We start from the raw sequence: 17166 nt of genomic DNA, 5'->3' as shown, positions 1-17166 counted from the left end.
AATTTCATCAATTAATATAGTACATTAATTTTAGGTTGACAATGAATATTTCTTATTATATTATACTCATTGATGCGAATCATTTGCAACAACTGGAGGATAAAAAATGAAAAAAAGATTAATTGTGCTATTGGCCGTGCTGAGTATTGCAGCAGTATTTGCGGGATGCACTCAGGAACCTGAGGCGGAAACCCCTGTAACCGGCGTAAATGAAGAAGAACCTGGAGAAACACAGACGCCTGCAGAAGAGCCATTAGAGAAAATAAGCGTAGCCACAACCATAAACCCTGTAGATCAGCTGGTCAGAATCATCGGTGGAAACCTGGTGGAAACCTGGAAGATTGTTCCTGAAGGAGCTGATGCACATGATTTCGAACCGACGATCAAGGATATGGGGAGACTCACCGAAACGGATCTTCTATTTATGAATGGTCTGGAAATGGAACCATGGGTAGATAAGGCAGTAGATAATTCAGGAAATACAGAGCTTACCCTAGTCGATCTGTCTGAAGGAATCGATCTCATCGAACTTAATCATGAGGAAGATGATCATGAAGAAGAAGGAGATGCCCATGGCGATTATGATCCCCATATCTGGATGTCCATAGATTCTCTATTAGTTATGGCTGAAAATGTCAAGGCTGAGCTTTCTGCGGTATATCCTGAAGCAGCTGAAGACTTCGAGAAAAACTTTGAAGCTTTTTCTTCTGAAGCTCTCGCCTTGAAGGAAGAATATCAGGGTAAGTTTGAAACATATAAGGGTAGAGCATTTGTCACAGGACATGCAGCATTCGGATATATGACAAGAGAACTGGGTCTTGTGCAGAAATCTGTTGAAGGACCTTTCCAGGAAGGGGAACCTACACCTAAGAAGCTGGAAGATCTCATAAACTTTGTAAAGAATGAAGAAATCACCACCATATTCCTTGAAGAGGCTGCTTCACCAAAGGTTTCGGAAACCCTTGCAAGAGAAACCGGAAGCCAGACTGTTGCAATCAATCCTCTGGAAGCTTCAGGGGAGCTCCTTCCAAGTCTCAAGGAAACTTACGAGAAAGTGCTTGAGAGCTTTAACCGATAATCACTATAAAGACTGGCCGGCCTCACATTAAATAAGTGAGACCGGCCAGTCTTTATTTTGGCTCTGTAAGCAGATTGTACTGAAAAAAATGATTAAGAAAACAGGATTGGAGATCCCTACTTGATTTCTGATTTAGTCTGCAGGTAATACTCTTTCACTCCGAATACACCAAGTGCAATTAGACTGATTCCGCTTACGGTCAGAAAAATATTGGTACGAGTCTGGACAAATTTATCTGTCATACTTCCATAAATCCAATAGAAACCCAAAAAAATATTCAAGAAATTTCTAATTAAATCTTTTTTTGTTTGATCAGTCTTTTTCTTCATTTTTCACATCTCCTTGCATAACATATATTATCTTGTAAATTAATATTGATAGATATAATTATATTATAGCTTGATTTCAGTGAAAAACCAGGGGATTTATCCTTATTAATTATTTAATGGTCTTTACAGGCAAGAATGCTCATATGATCAGGGTTTCCTGACTGTGAGTTCAAGTTTATCCCTTCCTGATTCAATATCGATAATCATCCCATTTTTCTCATCAAAGGCAAAGGATAGGGTATCGGAGACCATGGTGGCATCATCTTCATCAAGAACTGACCAGACAGCGTGGCCGGAAATCTCATCGAAATCAAAGAACATTTCCTCACCTTGCCTGATCAGAGAGCCATCTGCGTTCATTCCGCCACCACTCTGGCCGTTCATTTCATAAGCGATTTGATGAACCGGAACCTGGGAACTGTTTACCACAGTGACTCTGTATTTTCCGGTAGAATAAGATTCTGTACGTGCCTGGCAGCCTGAACTGAAAGCAAGAATCATCATAGAAAATAGAATAAAGCATCTTTTAATGTTGTTCAATTTGATCAACTCCTTTATTGAATTATAACATAGATTTATCGTTAATCAATAATAAAATATTAAATAAGAGTAACAACATTCCGGGACTGCATCTGAACAGGCTAAATTGTTTTCAAAGATGCCATTTTGTATACAGAAGGCATCTTTGAAAACCTGACAGTGAATTTTGTATCCGAGATGCAAGTTATTGGATTCGGAATTCAGATTCTGATTCATCACATGAACGAAATCTGTACAATACTGAGGCGCATAAAATCGGAATTATTGAGGAAAATTCCTGTCACTTTGGAAAAGGTAGTACAGAAAATCTATCAGAAGTATAGAAGAATTGCCGAAAAAGGTATAAAAGTCATTATTTGTGTTTTATAATGGAGGGAGCAAATTAAATCTATGGAGGTTACTATGAGCGAAAAAGTGAAACTGAGAAGTGAAATCGAAGCGCAGTACAAATGGAAGATTGAAGATATCTACCCATCAAATGAAGCATTCGAGACCGAACTTGAAAAACTGAAAGCCGAAGCACCAGTCATTATGAACTATAAGGACAGGCTTCATGAGAAGGAAAGTCTTGTGGCTTACCTGAATGATATCGAGAAATATTCAAGAACCCTTGAAAAGCTCTATGTGTATGCCTACATGAAGAGCGATGAAGACACTGCAAACACCACTCAGCAGGTCCTCATGTCCAAAATTTCCCAGTATGGTGCGGAATTCGGGGCAATGGCAAGCTACTTTGTTCCTGAGCTGCTTTCTCTCAGCGATGAGATCATTCAGTCTTATCTTGATGACGAGGAGCTTTCAAAGTACAGATTCTACATCGAAACCATCGTGAAGGAGAAGCCTCATGTTCTGAGTAAGGAAAAGGAAGAGCTTATGGCAACACTTTCCGATTCTCTGAATGCTCCAGACGATATTTTCTCCATCTTCACAAATGCCGACATGACTTTCAATGACATTCTTGACAGCGAAGGCAATGCCCATCCACTGACTGCAGGAAGCTATGGCGTATATATGCAGTCCAAGGACAGGACGCTCAGAGAAAATGCGTTCAAGGAACTGTTCGGTACCTACGGCAAGTTCAAGAATGCCATCGGCATGATGCTGTCATCCAATATGAAGACATTCAATCTTAAGGCGAAGCTGAGAAACTATACCGGTCCTATCGAAGCATCCTTAAGTCCAAACAACATTCCTGTGGCCGTTTATGACAATTCTCTGGAGACTATAGGAGAAGGTGTCGGTGCTCTTCACAGATATGTGGACATCAAGAAGAAGCTTCTTAAGCTGGACGAGATCCATATGTATGATCTTTATGTACCGATTATCGATGTTCCGGATGAAAAAATCCCGTTTGACGATGGAATCGAGCTTGCGCTTAAGGGCCTTGCACCACTTGGCGAGGAATATCTTTCCATATTCAGAAGCGGTGTGAAAGACGGCTGGATCGACATCTACGAGAACAAGGGAAAGAGAAGCGGAGCTTACTCTTCAGGAGCCTATGATACAGCACCTTATATTCTACTGAACTATCATGAGAACCTGAGAGATGTATCCACGCTTGTCCATGAGATGGGTCACTCCATACATTCCTACTATTCAAGAAAGAACCAGCCTTATATTTATGGAGACTATACTTTATTCGTGGCTGAAGTTGCTTCAACGACAAACGAGAAGCTGCTGATCCATTATCAGATCGAGAAAGAAACAGATCCGATGAAGAAGCTTTACCTTGTGAACCAGGAGCTGGAGCAGATCAGAACAACGGTATACAGACAGCTGATGTTCGCTGAATTCGAAAAAGTTACCCATGAAACCATTCAGAAGGGTACACCTATGACCGGCGAAGACTTCAGTACACTATGGATGGAGCTGAACAGAAAGTTCTTCGGAGAATCCATCATCCTGGATCAGGAGATCGAAATCGAGTGGGCCAGAATCCCTCACTTCTACAGTGACTTCTATGTCTACCAGTATGCAACAGGATATGCCGCTGCAAGCGCGTTTGCCGAAAGCATCCTTTCTGAAGGAGATGAAGCGGTTAAGAGATATCTCGGATTCCTGAAGACAGGAGGAAGCAATTATCCTGTAGAAACACTTCAGGTAGCCGGTGTAGATATGACGAGCAAAAAACCTCTTGAGGCTACAGTAAGAAGATTCAATGAGCTTCTTGATATGATGGAAGAATTCATCAAGACAAATTAGTATAGGTGCAGCTTTGACCGTACCAGGCAATGTCTTTTACTTATGGACATCGCCTGGTACGGTCTTTTTCTTTCTATATTTCATCATTTGGGGTAAAATTGATTAAAGTGTAGGATTTCCGGGAGGTTTTTTCCATGATCAATAAAGTGATTCAGGAGACCATAGCTCTTCTTGTGGACCAGAAAGGATTTTTCCTTGAAGAGTTCAGAGCCATTGAAGAGGATTTAGGTTTCTATTTATATACACCCATCAAAAACGGCTATCTTGCCGTCATTTTTTCCCGTCTGGGCAAAGAGGATGAAAATCTCCTTGCATTCATGAATCATGCCAGGATGAACAGGATTCCGGCCTATGTGCTCAATATTGTCTTTACAGGCGGGCATGCAGCGCCGCTTAAGGAAAATCTGCCCAACTACTCTGAAGTCTATGTGAATTCAGAAGGGGAGTTTTACGGGTTTGATGATGTTTCGCGTTCAGTCCTGACGAAAAGTACAATGGTGAAAAAGAAATTTACACTCATGTCCATGGTGATCACTCTTTCCATCATGTTCCTGAATATACTGATTTACGGGATTACGGCAGCTGTATCAGGAAGTCTTGACATCAACATCTTCGTGCTTGTGGAGTATGGTGCTAAAGTCAATGAACTCATTGATCAGGGACAGTATTACAGACTCTTCACCTCCGCGTTTCTGCATGCGGACTTCATGCATATCCTGTTCAACATGTATGCACTGTTTGCCCTTGGAAAGATCGTGGAAGAAGCCATGGGCAGGTGGAGGTTGATTCTCATCTATACAGTCTCGGCCATAACAGGCGGCTATATGAGCTATCTCTATACGCCCAATGTTGCCGTAGGCGCATCGGGGGCTATTTTCGGACTGCTTGGCGCAATTCTCATCATTGCTCTTTTCGGCAGACAGAAATCCATGAAACCCATGTTTTCAAGAATCATGATTGTTCTTGCGATCAATCTGTTTTCCGGCTTTTCTTCCAGTAATATTGATAATTTCGGTCACATCGGTGGACTGATCGGGGGAGTTGCGATCACTTTCATCATCGTGATGATCGAGCGCTCGCTTAAACCGAAGGAGAATGAGGTACTCTAGTGCACTCAATTGTTAAGTTAATTGAAATATTTTATGCGATTCATCCTAAGAAGAGGATAAGTTGCTATAATAAACTCAAATATGAAATGTAAAAGCTTTCAAGAAAAATTGGAAGGAGACAAATTTATGAGAGTAACATCCGTTACAACAACTTTAAGTGCAGAAGATATTATGTATGACCTCAGAACTCTGGTCGAACCGAAGGTTCCAGAGCTGACTTTCAAAGACATCAGACTGGATGACAATTTCATCGAAATAGAGGGCAGCTACAAGAAGGGGATCAGCATTCCGTTTCTGGCAAGAGTCAGAATCCTGAGTGTTTTCGACAATGTCATGAAACTGAAGATTGAACGAGTTAAGGTGCTTAAGATCGGTATTCCGAAATTCGCTCTTAATCTGGCCTCCAAAACCGCTGCTAAAAAAGCGGAGGATATGGGCCTCTCCTATGAAGATAAGGCGCTTTCCGTGAATATTGATGAAGCTCTGCAGAAGGTGCCTCATGTGCACCTCACCGTGGAACACTTCCTTATGGAGAACGGTATTCTGTCTCTGAGACTGAAAGGAATCGCGGCAGACGTGGAGGCCATGCAGGCAGAAGCCAACAAAGAAAGTGAAGAAGAAGAAAGAATCTTAAGAGAAGAAGAGGAACGAAAGCTGAAAGCTTTCAACGACGGTCTAGCTAAGATTGAGCGGACGGACGATTCCTATTCGGAGTTCAGAGAAATGATCATGAACAAGGTTCCTTATGATAAAAAGAGCGCGACGAAGTATGCCATGATCCTACCGGACATGTATGCTCTTGCACTCAGGCTCATGAAGGACAAGAGGGTGACAAAGAGAGACAAGGTCATCATAGCCTTCACTTTCGGATATCCTCTCGTTCCAATGGACTTTCTGCCGAGCAAACTGCCGATCATCGGAAAGATGGATGATATCGCAATCCTTTTCTTCGGCGCAAACTACATCATGAACAAGATTCCGGTTCCGATACTTGTGAAGCACTGGCAGGGAGATTTAAGAACCCTGAAGCTTGTAAAAGAGAATATCGGAAAGATCATGAGTTTCACACCTGCAAGAACACTCAATCAGGTGTACGGCTTTGTGGATGAAAACCTCGAAAAGAGGAAGAGATCCTACTTAAGCGATGAAGCCTATCTCATCCCGGAAGGTGAAGTGCCTGTTCCGGAGCTGGATCCGATTTTTGAACCGGTTCTGAAAACAGATGTATAAAATTTCAATGGACACGAGACTGGACCGTTTAGGGATTCATCATGTAGAATGAAAGAAATATAAAAGTTGAAAGGAGCTTCTGGCTCCTTTTTATGAGGAGTTTTACTGTGGGAAAATTTTATGCCGTACTGGACGGACATTCCAGAAAACCGATGATTCTTACGAGCTGGGATGCCTGCAAGAGAGAGGTCACCGGAGCCAAAGGGGTCAAGTTCAAAAGCTTTCCATCAAGAGATGAAGCCCTTGAATTTATAAAAATACATGGACAGGATCTTCCAGATCCTATGAACACCGAGGTGTCCATAGCGCCGGCGGAGAAGAAGGAACACAATCCTGATGGGGTTGTCATCTATGTGGATGGGAGCTATGAACTCAGCTCAGAAAGATATGCCTATGGCATGGTCGTGGTCCATGAAGGAGAAGAAATTCATTCTGAATGCGAAGCGGTCAAAGGTGAATACAGCGCCATGAGAAATGTTGCAGGTGAAGTCCTTGGTGCCATGAAAGCGATGACCTATGCGAAAGAAAACGGATTTAAGTATCTTACGCTTTATTTTGACTATCAGGGAATAGAAAGCTGGGCTATCGGAACCTGGAAAAGAAATAATCCGCTGACACAAGGGTATCATTCTTTTTATCAGAATATGCGCACGGATTTGACTGTAAAGTTTATGAAGGTTAAAGGTCACAGCGGTGACCGCTTCAATGACCGGGCAGATGAAATTGCGAAAAGCGCATTTTCAAAGGGATAAGTGCTTATTATATTGATAGAAACCTAAATAAAGTGCATGAACACTAAATGTTTTTGAAAAAGCCAATTCGATCCAAATAAAGAGCGGGAGACTGAAAGCACAGGAAACCTTCTCTTTTTTTTGCGTATTCGGGCATTTTCATTGTGAATCATCTTAATATTTATTGCATCTTTTTAGCCTTTTTATTAATTCTCACTCATTTTTTGACGATAATATGATGAAAAATGTGTCAATAAGTAAATTATTTGGGTTATTCTAGTTCTATTATATGTTATAATAAAAATGGAAATTTACGTTGTAGGAGAGATGTTTATGGAAGTGCTATCATTAGGCGAAAAGGTTAAAAAAAGGCGAAAAGAATTAAATATGACTCTGAAAGATGTAGCGGGTAACAGAGTCACACCTGGACAGATCAGCCTTGTTGAATCAAGCAAATCTAATCCGTCCATGGATCTTCTGGATTATCTGGCTGATACTCTGGATATTTCCGTAGAGTATTTTATGGAGTCCGAAACAACCCAGGCTGACCGGATCTGCAATTATTTCAGTCAGATGGCTGAAATCAGCATTGAACTCGAGGAGTTTGATAAAGCTTCAAAGTACATTGAAAAGGGTGACCGATATATTGAAAAATATAATCTGATCCTGCCTAAAGCAAGGAACCTCTATCTCAAAGGCATGCTGGAGATCAGAAAGAAGAACTTCACCAGAGCTTTTGACTACCTGTTCCAATGCAACATCATCTATTCTACACACAGCTTTAAAGGTTCATACATCGATAACTTCATGCTGGTTGCCAAAACCTGCATGGAACAGGAATCATTACCTATGGCCATCAGTTATTTCCATAAATCTGAAGCCCTTTTTGTAGAGGGTATCCTTACGGATGAAATTATGCTTGCAAAAGTGTATTTCTATCTTGCAGTTGCCTATAAGAAAATCGGTAATCTGGAAAAGAGCAGAGAATATACCGCTAAAGCAAATGAAAAATTCGAGATCATGTCGGACAAAAGAGCGTATGGTCAGTTTCTGACAAGACTTGCAGAGAAGAATGAACTGGAAGGGAACTTTGAGGAAGCGCTTAAGTATTCCACCATGTCTCTTCAGATTTTCCATACTTTCGAGGAAGAAGAGGAAATGGGAGAAATCGAGCTGAACCTTGGCATCCTCTACGAAGACTTTGATGAATATCAGGAAGCCATCGTCCACTACAGTAAAGCCGAGAATTTCTACAATAAAAACCAGAATAAATTATCAGAAGTTTACCTGCACATGGCAGAGTGCTATGCGCATCTCAATAAAAAAGAAGCTTCCTATGAGATTCTTTCCTATCTGGATCGAATGATCCTGGAAGAAGATTTCTCAGGAAACATCAAGCTCTACCGAGTGAAGTCAAGAATCGAGTCGATTTTCAAAAATACAAGAGGTGCGGTGAATAATCTCATCCTTGCACTCAATATCGCAAGAGAAAAGAAACTGAAAGAACAGGAATCAGAAATCATGCTTCTAATGGCTAAGTTCTATCTGGAGAAGGGTAAGAATATAGATTCTTATAAACTGCTGGAAAAATCCATGGAAATTATGCATCAAGAGGGGGTTAATCAGTAATGGAAATACTCAGCACAGGTGAAAAAATCAGAAGAGCACGTGTCAAAAGAGGCATGACCCTAAAAGCCCTCTGCGGGTCAGAGATTTCCGTGTCAAAGATGAGTACCATCGAGAATGACAAGGTTCAGGCGGAAGAATGGATTCTTGATCTGGTGGCAAAAAGACTGGGCATCGAAAAAGAGAGTCTGAAAAAGGACATCATTCAGGAAGTGACGGACCAGCTGAAAAAGCTGTCGGAAAACATGTTTACAAAGACTTATGAGAAAGACGTCAAAGGTCTCATCAAGGTCACTGAAAACAATAAACTTTCTCATCAGACCTTTCTCGCCAGAATACAGCTTGTTGACTATTATATCGAAAAAGGAAAGATCGAGGAGCTCAATGTAGAAATCTCGAATTTATACAGAACCTACATCAATATCGTCAACGCAGAGACTCAGTATCTGTATTGCCTCACCATGGCAAAGTATCTGTATACAACCTCAGAATTCGAGAATGCTCTGGTATTTCTCAATTACCTCATGAGCAATTTCTATACACTTCCTGATTCCATCGATCAGGAAGCAAGGCTTCAGATTCCGTTCATGACGGTGAGCTGCCTTGTCTACATGGAAGATTACGAGGAAGCCAAGAAATACCTGCCCTATGTGAAAGAGCTTCTGGAGATTACAAAAAATGATGCGACCAAAGGACAGATTCATCTTCTATACTGCCTCATTTCCACATCTGAGGATCTGAAGGAGAGTTATGACAAGATTGATGAATACCTCAAGGAATATCCGGAGATGCATGCGAGGGCAAAGTACTTTCTGGCAGTGAAGCTCCTGGATAAAGGAGATACAGAAAGAGCCTATAAAGAAATGGCTGAAGCTGCAAAGATCATCTCTCCAGATAAAATGTCCGATAATATCGAAATGATCATGGATGCCATGAATAAATTTGTGGGAGCAGGACATTACGAGGAAGCATCAAAGTATGTGGATATGGTAGTCAATGCGGCCATAGAAAATCAGAATCCGAACTGTGTGGAAAGAGCCTATTATTTTAAAGGAATCCTTCTTGCAGAGAGCGGAAACTTCAATATGGCGGAAACCTACCTCAGTGTTTCACTGGACATGCTGATAAAAAAAGGCAGAACAAGGGAACTGGCGAAGCGTTATAGAGACCTCGCCAATGTCTATTACAAGATGGACAAGAAGGAAGAAGCGATCCGATACTTCAGTATGAGTATTCAGACTGAAGCCCATGTTTAATCATTAACCAAATAATATGAAGTGCTTAAGAGCTGTGAATCAGTCCTTGAGCACTTTTATTATATTCTGAGATATAGAATATATCCTGTCGATGTTCTATAATATAGTAAAGAAAATAACTGATGTGAATGAATAAATTGAGATTTCTGGAGGATAGGATGAAGAATACGCTAAAAGCGGCTACTGTCCTGGTTATTGTGCTTATTGCCGGGTTATCTGTATTTTCAAAGCTGATGAATGAGAAAGAGATCGAGAAATCCATTTCTGTAACCATCTACAGAGACGGTGAAGAGGAAGGGAAGTCAGTCGTGCATTTTTTTGGAAAGGTCCTGAAAGACAGACTATCAAAAGACAGACAGGTGTTTGAAGGTGACATTCTCATGAACGGATACAAAATAGAAGGTGAGGGTGTTTCTGTGAGATGGTCACAGGAAGAGAATCTGAGACTTGATCGGGCTGTATTTGTTCAGCAGGGCAGAACAGAAAAAGGCTTCCATGCCATCATTGACAAGGATATGACTTCTTTTGCCATGAGGATCGGTTCTGAAAGATTTGCTGCAACTTCAAAAGAGCTCTATGAAGCGATGGCGGGGTTAAGCTGGGAAGGAAACTGACAAAAGCATGGAATGATATCTGATCAGAAATAAAAGGAGCCGGATTTTTTTCGGCTCCTTTTTCATATGAAAGATGGCATCATTCTAACTAAATATTACCGGATTTAAGAATGGAGATGAGCAGCCATAAACCGAGAAGACCTGCCAGGCCGAAGCCCATCATTCCTACGATGCTGATTCCGTTGTAGTTTGGCCCGTCACCGCTTCTGATAATCAATGCGGAAGCGATGATGATGGCGGAGACAACCACGGCAAATACAACACGGTTGATCATTTTATTGAAATCCACCCATCGAGTGTCAAAATTCACGATGTCCAGTTTGACCTTTCCTCTTCCGCTGATGAAGTTGTCCAGAATGGTCTGTATGCTGACGGGAATCTTCAGGGATTCCTTGACTAGAGTATAGGCGTGAAGGGAAAGCGTATCCAGTGAGAAATCCGGAAGAAGGCTGATTTTGTGATCTTCCTTGAGATAATCTCTGGAGATTTCCAAGATGCTGAGATCCGGTGCGATTTCGCTGAGGACACCCTCAAGGATCAGAAGAGATTTAAGCAGCGTTGTGAATTCCTTCGGAAGTTTCAGATTGTTTTTTCGTGCGGCATTGAAAAGATCCATAAAAAGCCTGGAAACCTCTATGTTCTTAAGGGTCGACTGAAGATAGTAATGGATGATGTATTCAATATCTTCGTAAAGGACATTCTTGTCCACGGGTCCTTTCTGCTCTGCAAGATCCATGATGAGATTCACGAGCTGACCGATATCTCTTTTCACCATTGCCTGGAGAAGTTCATTGATTGAGGCCCTTGTTCTCGGATTCAGGGTACCCATGATTCCGAAATCAATATAGTAGATTTTGCCTTCCTTTATGATGAGATTGCCTGGATGGGGATCACCATGGAAAAAACCGTTGCTGAAGAGCTGATAGAGATACGAAAGCACAAGTTTTCGCCCGACATCCAGAGGCTCATAGCCTGCTTCGATGAGGAGCTGTGTATCGCTGATCTTGATTCCTTCGATCTCTTCCAGAACCACAATTCTTTTGGTGGAAAGGTTCATAAAAACGTAAGGGGTGCTGATACATCTGATCGAAGAATTCTCCTCCTTGAATCTCAGCATATGGTTCACTTCGTTTCTGAAATCCAGTTCAATCTTTGTCGTCTCCAGAATCTCCTCCAACGCTTCCACGGGATCAAGAAGTACATCGCGTAGAGTATTCGGCGCTCTTCGGACAATTGCGATGAGAATATTGATGTCTTCTATAAGACTTTCCTCGATATCCGGCCTCTGAACTTTCACGATCACCTTTCTACCGTCTTTGAGCTGTGCCTTGTGCACCTGCGCAACCGAGGCGCACGCCATGGGTATTTCCTCTATTGACGAGAAGATCTCGTCCATGGGTCTCTTCAGTTCCTCCTCGATGATCATTTTCACCGTTTCATAAGGAAAATGGGGCGCATTATCCTGCAGTTTCGAGAGTTCGCTGATATACTCCACAGGTAGAATATCCGGTCTTGTGGAAAGAATCTGTCCGATTTTAATAAAAGTCGGTCCAAGCTCTTCGAAGACCAGCCTCAGGTTTTCCGGATCATTCTTCAGTTTTTCGTGTCTGAATTTTGTATGCAGGATATGACCGAATCCATAGGAAGCAAGGACCCTCACGATCTCCCTGAAACGTTTTTTACGATATACGCCACGGTTTTCACTCATCAGGAATACCACCTCGTGCTGAAGATTTTGTTATGGTCTGTCTAGCAGTTCCTGGATCTGTTCTTCAAGTCTTGCCACTCTTTCTTCCAGAAGTTCGACTTCTCGTTTTCCCGCATAGTTAAGGGATTCGATGATGCGGTCAAGATCCTCCTTTGTCAGAGCTTCAACCTCAGCCTCTTTCTTTTTTCTGATGAGTTCTTCTCTCAGCTCCTTGCCCTCTTTGACACTGAGCTTTCCCTTTTCGATGAGCTCTGTTACCGTGCTGTCGATCTTTTCCATACTCAGCGCGGCGGCACCGACAGTTGTAAGCAGCAGTTTTCTTAATTCTTCCATTTATTTTTCCTCCCAGTATGATATTTTAATATTCTGTTTATTGATATTATAAATCAAAACCCTTAAGAGAGTGTGAAATTAATATTAAGTTATGAAGGGGGTATAGACCTTGAACAGAAAAAGCCCATTTTACGCTTTCGTAAAATGGGCTTATGGCATTATTCTCTGTCATCAGGAGTATAGGAACCGCCTGATTTCTTGTATTTGCTGTCCGGCTCAGTGGAATCTGTCGTTTCCTTGTAGTCTGCATCGGTATAAGGTTTAGAACCATAGCTTGTATCGTTGTTTCGATATGCATTTTCCTTATTGTAGGCTTTTCTCTGCCTGTCCTCTGCATTCATCTCCGGCATGACAATGGCCAGCACGATATATAGGATAAGGCCTGGGAATCCTTCCATGACGATGCTGAGCAGCACATATCCGATTCTCAGCACAGTAGCATCGATGCCCAAATAGTCCGCAAATCCTGCAAGTACACCTGAAATCATTTTGTTGTCGGTGTTTTTATATAATCTTTTCTCCATCTTTCTTTCCCCTCTTTTTTCTCATTCTTATTGTTCATTGAAGTCATTATAAGACAGTTAAATTAAAACGAAATTAAGATTCTCGTGATATTTATTTAAATGGGATTAAAATCGTGATCGAAAGAAAGAAGATTCTTCTGAAATATAGACCAGATGAAACAAGGATGTGCAGAGTTTTAAAACAATATCTTATGCACCCATTTTTGAATAATGGTACAATAGGGGATGATAATATCGTATGGGAGTGGTTTTTGTGAAGCTTTATCAGACCGATCAGGATGTCCTTAATTTTTCCTCTAGAATAAAGTCTGTAAGTGAAGAAAAGGACGGGGTGCTCATCACCCTCAAGAATACCTATTTCTATCCTGAAGGTGGCGGGCAGCCGGCAGATCAGGGGACCATAAACGGATATGAAGTGCTGGATGTCTTTGCTGATGATGAGGAGATCTATCATAAGCTTGCCTCGTTCTCAGGACTGACCATCAATATGCCTGTGGAATGCACCATCAGTAAAGAGAGAAGGAATGACCACAGTATCCAGCATACCGCTCAGCATGTGCTCACCGCTGTCCTCAAGGACAGTTTCGGCATTGAGACCGTAAGCTTTCATATGGGCAGGGCATATTCCACAATCGATACTGATGTGGAAGTCAAAGAGGAGATCATTCTTCAGACGGAGAAAGCGGTAAATGATTTTATCGGAGAAGATCTTCCGGTGTCTGCATATTACCGTGACAAGTGGAACCTGGGTGATATTCCCTTAAGAAAAGATGTGCAAGTGGATTCCAACATCCGTATTGTCCAGATCGGCAAGATCGACTGGTGCGGCTGCGGGGGAACTCATGTCCGGTCTTTAAAGGAAATGAGACTATTCAAAATTACAGCCGTGGAAAAATATAAAGGCGGAAGCAGAATCTATTATATGGCGGGAGACAGAGCTTTCCATTACATCTCTGAAATGGAAGAGACGGTATCTCTTCTTAAGAAGGAACTGGAGGTCAATCTTGACGAACTGCCCTTCCGTGTCCGTAGCCTGGTGCAGGAGCGCGACGACTACAGGAAACAGACCGCCGTTCTTATGAATCAGCTAGCGGAAGCCATTGCAGAGACTTATCAGGATGATGTCGTCGTGGAAGAAACCCCTCATGATGACGAGCTGATCAGAAGTATCGGCAGCCATATGGTGAATAAAGGGAAGATCGCTGTATTTTACCGGCCAGATGGCAGAATATTTGTCTTTACAGGTAAAAAGGCAGATGCAAAAGAGATCATAAAAAAGGCAAGAGAAGAGTTCAGGTTCAGAGGTGGCGGCGGAGCGACTCTTCAGCAGGGTGTCATCGAACTTCCCGAAGAGATCAGTCCCTTTATCAGTAAAATCTATGAATCTCTGCTTCGGCTTGAGATTTAAGGGATGTTGTGATAAAGTAAATCAGTGAATTAATATGAAGGTGATAGAATGGAAGCTTATTTAGATAATGCTGCGACGACAAAGGTGAGACCTGAAGTCATTTCAGCCATGACAGAAGCGCTTAAGGAAGTCTACGGCAATCCGGGTTCGATCCATAAGATCGGAAGAGATGCTGAGGATGTTCTGGAAAAGGCAAGAAAGAAAATTGCAGCCACAATCGGTGCAGCGGGCGAAGAGATCATCTTCACCTCAGGTGCATCGGAAGGAAACAATCATATCATAAAGGCCTTTATTAAGGATGGCGCACATTTTATCACCACAAAAATAGAACATCCAAGTGTACTGAGGGTGATGGAATATGCACAGACTCAGGGCGTGAAGGTAGACTTTCTTTCCGTTGATGAATGGGGGCAGATCGACCTTAAGGATCTGGAAGAGAAGGTGAACAAAAATACCGCTCTTGTCTCCATCATGATGGTCAATAATGAAACGGGTGCCCTCCATGACCCCGAAGTGATTTCAAAGATCATCAGGAAAAAGAGCTCAAGGGCAAAGTTTCACGTGGATGCGGTACAGGGATACCAGAAGTTTCCGATAGATGTCAGAAAAATGGATATCGACTTTATGACCGTATCGGCACATAAAGTTCACGGTCCTAAAGGCTGCGGATTCATCTTTGTCAGAAAAGGGCAGAGGCCACACTCACTCCTTATCGGTGGCGAGCAGGAGAGAGGCTTCAGAGCCGGAACAGTGAATGTTCCGTCCATTGTCGGTTTTTCGGAAGCGGTTACCCTCAAGCAGAGCGAAATGGAAGAGAACCGAAGGCATGTCGAAGGGCTGAGAAAAATCATAGCAGATGAGCTAGGAAGCATTGACGGCTTGAAAGTGAATTCTGATACAGAAAGCAGTTCACCCTATATTCTCAGCATTTCCATACCGGGGATGAAAGGAGAAGTCCTCCTTCATTATCTCAGTGATAAAGGCGTCTATGTTTCTACAGGTTCAGCCTGTACATCCAAAGACACCAAAGACTCTCATGTCCTGCTTGCACTGGGTCTTAAGGATAAAGAGATCAAGGGCAGCATCAGACTGAGTTTTGAAGAAAGAACGACTGCTGAAGAAGTGAGATATGCAGCAGAAACCATTAAAGAAGCAGTGAAATTTCTAAGGAGGAATTAGTGTGGAACTAATACTGATAAAATATGCATCCGAGATTTTCCTTAAAGGCTTAAACAGAGGAAGATTCGAGAAGAAGCTGAAGGAAAACATCAAGAATGTACTGAAGGAAGAAGAGTATTCCTTCTATATCGACCAGAACCGCTGGTTCATCCAGGCAGAAGACGTTTCAAGCATCAGAGAGAAAGTGAAGAAGGTATTCGGTGTCTATGAGGTCTGTACAGTGGTTCAGACGGAAAGAGACATTGAGAAAATCAAGGAACTTGCACTTTCCGTCATGAAGAGTCATCCTGAAGGAACCTCGTTCAAAGTGATCACAAAGAGAGCGAACAAAGAGTTCCCTATGAACTCCATGGAGTTTTCAGCTCTTGTCGGTGCGCACATTCTGAAAAATACCACCGGGTATCATGTGGAGATCAGAAATCCGGACCAAGCTGTGGAGATTGAAATCCGTGACATGGCTTACGTCTATGTTTCCAAGGAAAAAGGAATCGGCGGAATGCCTTACGGCATAAACGGCAGCACTATGCTCATGCTCTCAGGCGGTATCGATTCTCCTGTAGCAGGCTTCCTTATGGCGAAAAGAGGAATCGAGATCCATGCAGCCTATTACCACAGTCATCCTTATACATCCGAGAAGGCCAAGGACAAGGTCAAAGACCTTGCAGCCATACTTTCGGAATATACAGGTAAGGTTATCCTGCATGTGGTGCCTTTCACAGAAATCCAGATGGCAATCATGGACAAGTGTCCGGAGAATGAGCTGACCATCATCATGAGAAGATTTATGATGAAATGTGCATGTGCACTGGCAGAAAAATATAATGTCCAGAGCGTGACTACAGGCGAGAGCATCGGACAGGTGGCATCCCAGACAATGGAAGCCCTTGTGGTTTCAGATGATGCAGGAGACAGACCGGTATTTCGGCCGCTTGTCGCCATGGATAAAGGTGACATCATGGAAATCTCAAGAAAAATCGGAACCTACGAAACATCCATACTCCCTTATGAAGACTGCTGCACGATTTTCGTACCGAAACATCCTGTAACCAAGCCTAAGCTTCAGTATATCAAAAAGCATGAAGAGGCACTAAGCAGCGACGAACTGGTGGAAAGAGCGATCGAAGGAACTGAGGTGTTTGTATTATGATGACGCAAGACCTTCTGAAAGACGGTTATGATTACGAGGATTACACGGAAAACTACGTGGTGGAGAAAAAAACCTGCTGCAAGGATAAAAAACCTGGTGAAAGCGGCTCAGGCTGCGGATGCGGCAAAGGTGGAATACCCATCAAGAAATAA

At 42.4% G+C, this 17166-nt stretch carries 17 protein-coding genes; 12 read left to right on the top strand and 5 right to left on the bottom strand.

Annotated features, from left to right (window positions below):
• Positions 1-106 precede the first annotated feature (106 nt).
• Entirely contained in the window at positions 107-1078 is a 972-nt protein-coding gene (locus tag RTX25_RS00855) for a metal ABC transporter solute-binding protein, Zn/Mn family (RefSeq protein ID WP_312649423.1), read from the top strand.
• Between the two features lie 116 nt (positions 1079-1194).
• On the opposite strand, the gene RTX25_RS00850 is transcribed toward RTX25_RS00855, so the two are convergent.
• The gene (locus RTX25_RS00850) at positions 1195-1320 is read right to left on the bottom strand and encodes a hypothetical protein (RefSeq protein ID WP_312649422.1); all 126 of its coding nucleotides are present in this window, start codon (positions 1318-1320) and stop codon (positions 1195-1197) included.
• A 234-nt stretch (positions 1321-1554) separates the two neighbouring features.
• Complete coding sequence (locus tag RTX25_RS00845) at positions 1555-1947, bottom strand: hypothetical protein (protein WP_312649420.1); 393 nt, start codon at positions 1945-1947, stop codon at positions 1555-1557.
• Positions 1948-2349: 402 nt separating this feature from the next.
• On the opposite strand from RTX25_RS00845, the gene pepF reads away from it, so the two are divergent.
• The 7 genes from pepF to RTX25_RS00810 all read left to right on the top strand — a co-directional run bounded on the left by pepF (position 2350) and on the right by RTX25_RS00810 (position 10715).
• The gene (gene pepF / locus RTX25_RS00840) at positions 2350-4149 is read left to right on the top strand and encodes an oligoendopeptidase F (RefSeq protein WP_312649419.1); all 1800 of its coding nucleotides are present in this window, start codon (positions 2350-2352) and stop codon (positions 4147-4149) included.
• Positions 4150-4283: 134 nt separating this feature from the next.
• A complete protein-coding gene (locus RTX25_RS00835) occupies positions 4284-5258 on the top strand; it encodes a rhomboid family intramembrane serine protease (RefSeq protein WP_312649417.1) in 975 nt (324 codons plus the stop codon).
• A gap of 126 nt (positions 5259-5384) precedes the next feature.
• Complete coding sequence (locus RTX25_RS00830) at positions 5385-6488, top strand: DUF1232 domain-containing protein (protein ID WP_312649415.1); 1104 nt, start codon at positions 5385-5387, stop codon at positions 6486-6488.
• A 107-nt stretch (positions 6489-6595) separates the two neighbouring features.
• Positions 6596-7240: a ribonuclease H family protein gene (locus RTX25_RS00825; protein WP_312649413.1), complete on the top strand. Its 645-nt coding sequence runs from the start codon at positions 6596-6598 to the stop codon at positions 7238-7240.
• 312 nt (positions 7241-7552) lie between these two features.
• Positions 7553-8848 (top strand): helix-turn-helix transcriptional regulator, encoded by a 1296-nt coding sequence (locus RTX25_RS00820; protein ID WP_312649411.1) that lies wholly within the window; start codon positions 7553-7555, stop codon positions 8846-8848.
• The gene (locus tag RTX25_RS00815) at positions 8848-10101 is read left to right on the top strand and encodes a helix-turn-helix transcriptional regulator (RefSeq protein WP_312649410.1); all 1254 of its coding nucleotides are present in this window, start codon (positions 8848-8850) and stop codon (positions 10099-10101) included. The genes RTX25_RS00820 and RTX25_RS00815 overlap by 1 nt, the downstream gene beginning before the upstream one ends.
• 158 nt (positions 10102-10259) lie before the next feature.
• Positions 10260-10715 (top strand): hypothetical protein, encoded by a 456-nt coding sequence (locus tag RTX25_RS00810; protein WP_312649408.1) that lies wholly within the window; start codon positions 10260-10262, stop codon positions 10713-10715.
• Between the two features lie 88 nt (positions 10716-10803).
• Here the strand turns inward: RTX25_RS00810 and RTX25_RS00805 are convergent, their stop codons facing one another.
• From RTX25_RS00805 to RTX25_RS00795, 3 genes are all read right to left on the bottom strand, one after another.
• Positions 10804-12423 carry an AarF/ABC1/UbiB kinase family protein gene (locus RTX25_RS00805; protein ID WP_312649406.1) on the bottom strand — a complete coding sequence of 540 codons (1620 nt, stop codon included), beginning with the start codon at positions 12421-12423 and terminating at the stop codon, positions 10804-10806.
• 30 nt (positions 12424-12453) lie between these two features.
• Positions 12454-12756 carry a hypothetical protein gene (locus RTX25_RS00800; protein ID WP_312649404.1) on the bottom strand — a complete coding sequence of 101 codons (303 nt, stop codon included), beginning with the start codon at positions 12754-12756 and terminating at the stop codon, positions 12454-12456.
• 158 nt (positions 12757-12914) lie between these two features.
• Positions 12915-13280, bottom strand: coding sequence for a PspC domain-containing protein (locus RTX25_RS00795; RefSeq protein WP_312649402.1), 366 nt, complete (start codon positions 13278-13280; stop codon positions 12915-12917).
• A 253-nt stretch (positions 13281-13533) separates the two neighbouring features.
• On the opposite strand from RTX25_RS00795, the gene RTX25_RS00790 reads away from it, so the two are divergent.
• The 4 genes from RTX25_RS00790 to RTX25_RS00775 are packed head-to-tail and all read left to right on the top strand — an operon-like array spanning position 13534 to position 17166.
• Positions 13534-14688, top strand: a complete 1155-nt coding sequence (locus RTX25_RS00790; RefSeq protein WP_312649401.1) for an alanyl-tRNA editing protein — start codon at positions 13534-13536, stop codon at positions 14686-14688.
• 48 nt (positions 14689-14736) lie between these two features.
• Entirely contained in the window at positions 14737-15867 is a 1131-nt protein-coding gene (locus tag RTX25_RS00785; protein ID WP_312649399.1) for a cysteine desulfurase family protein, read from the top strand.
• Position 15868: 1 nt separating this feature from the next.
• Positions 15869-17014, top strand: a complete 1146-nt coding sequence (gene thiI / locus RTX25_RS00780) for a tRNA uracil 4-sulfurtransferase ThiI (RefSeq protein WP_312649397.1) — start codon at positions 15869-15871, stop codon at positions 17012-17014.
• Entirely contained in the window at positions 17011-17166 is a 156-nt protein-coding gene (locus RTX25_RS00775) for a hypothetical protein (protein ID WP_312649396.1), read from the top strand. The genes thiI and RTX25_RS00775 overlap by 4 nt, the downstream gene beginning before the upstream one ends.

It is taken from the genome of Proteiniclasticum sp. (assembly GCF_032054185.1).
GTDB lineage: Bacteria > Bacillota > Clostridia > Clostridiales > Clostridiaceae > Proteiniclasticum.
The sequence above is the reverse complement of the archived record's forward strand: the minus strand, read 5'-3'. Positions and strand labels throughout refer to the sequence as shown.

Coding starts and splice junctions, on each gene's coding strand:
- RTX25_RS00855 (WP_312649423.1), top strand. CDS start 107: ATGAAAAAAAGATTAATTGTGCTATTGGCCGTGCTGAGTATTGCAGCA.
- RTX25_RS00850 (WP_312649422.1), bottom strand. CDS start 1,320: ATGACAGATAAATTTGTCCAGACTCGTACCAATATTTTTCTGACCGTA.
- pepF (WP_312649419.1), top strand. CDS start 2,350: ATGAGCGAAAAAGTGAAACTGAGAAGTGAAATCGAAGCGCAGTACAAA.
- RTX25_RS00835 (WP_312649417.1), top strand. CDS start 4,284: ATGATCAATAAAGTGATTCAGGAGACCATAGCTCTTCTTGTGGACCAG.
- RTX25_RS00830 (WP_312649415.1), top strand. CDS start 5,385: ATGAGAGTAACATCCGTTACAACAACTTTAAGTGCAGAAGATATTATG.
- RTX25_RS00820 (WP_312649411.1), top strand. CDS start 7,553: ATGGAAGTGCTATCATTAGGCGAAAAGGTTAAAAAAAGGCGAAAAGAA.
- RTX25_RS00815 (WP_312649410.1), top strand. CDS start 8,848: ATGGAAATACTCAGCACAGGTGAAAAAATCAGAAGAGCACGTGTCAAA.
- RTX25_RS00810 (WP_312649408.1), top strand. CDS start 10,260: ATGAAGAATACGCTAAAAGCGGCTACTGTCCTGGTTATTGTGCTTATT.
- RTX25_RS00805 (WP_312649406.1), bottom strand. CDS start 12,423: ATGAGTGAAAACCGTGGCGTATATCGTAAAAAACGTTTCAGGGAGATC.
- RTX25_RS00800 (WP_312649404.1), bottom strand. CDS start 12,756: ATGGAAGAATTAAGAAAACTGCTGCTTACAACTGTCGGTGCCGCCGCG.
- RTX25_RS00795 (WP_312649402.1), bottom strand. CDS start 13,280: ATGGAGAAAAGATTATATAAAAACACCGACAACAAAATGATTTCAGGT.
- RTX25_RS00785 (WP_312649399.1), top strand. CDS start 14,737: ATGGAAGCTTATTTAGATAATGCTGCGACGACAAAGGTGAGACCTGAA.
- RTX25_RS00775 (WP_312649396.1), top strand. CDS start 17,011: ATGATGACGCAAGACCTTCTGAAAGACGGTTATGATTACGAGGATTAC.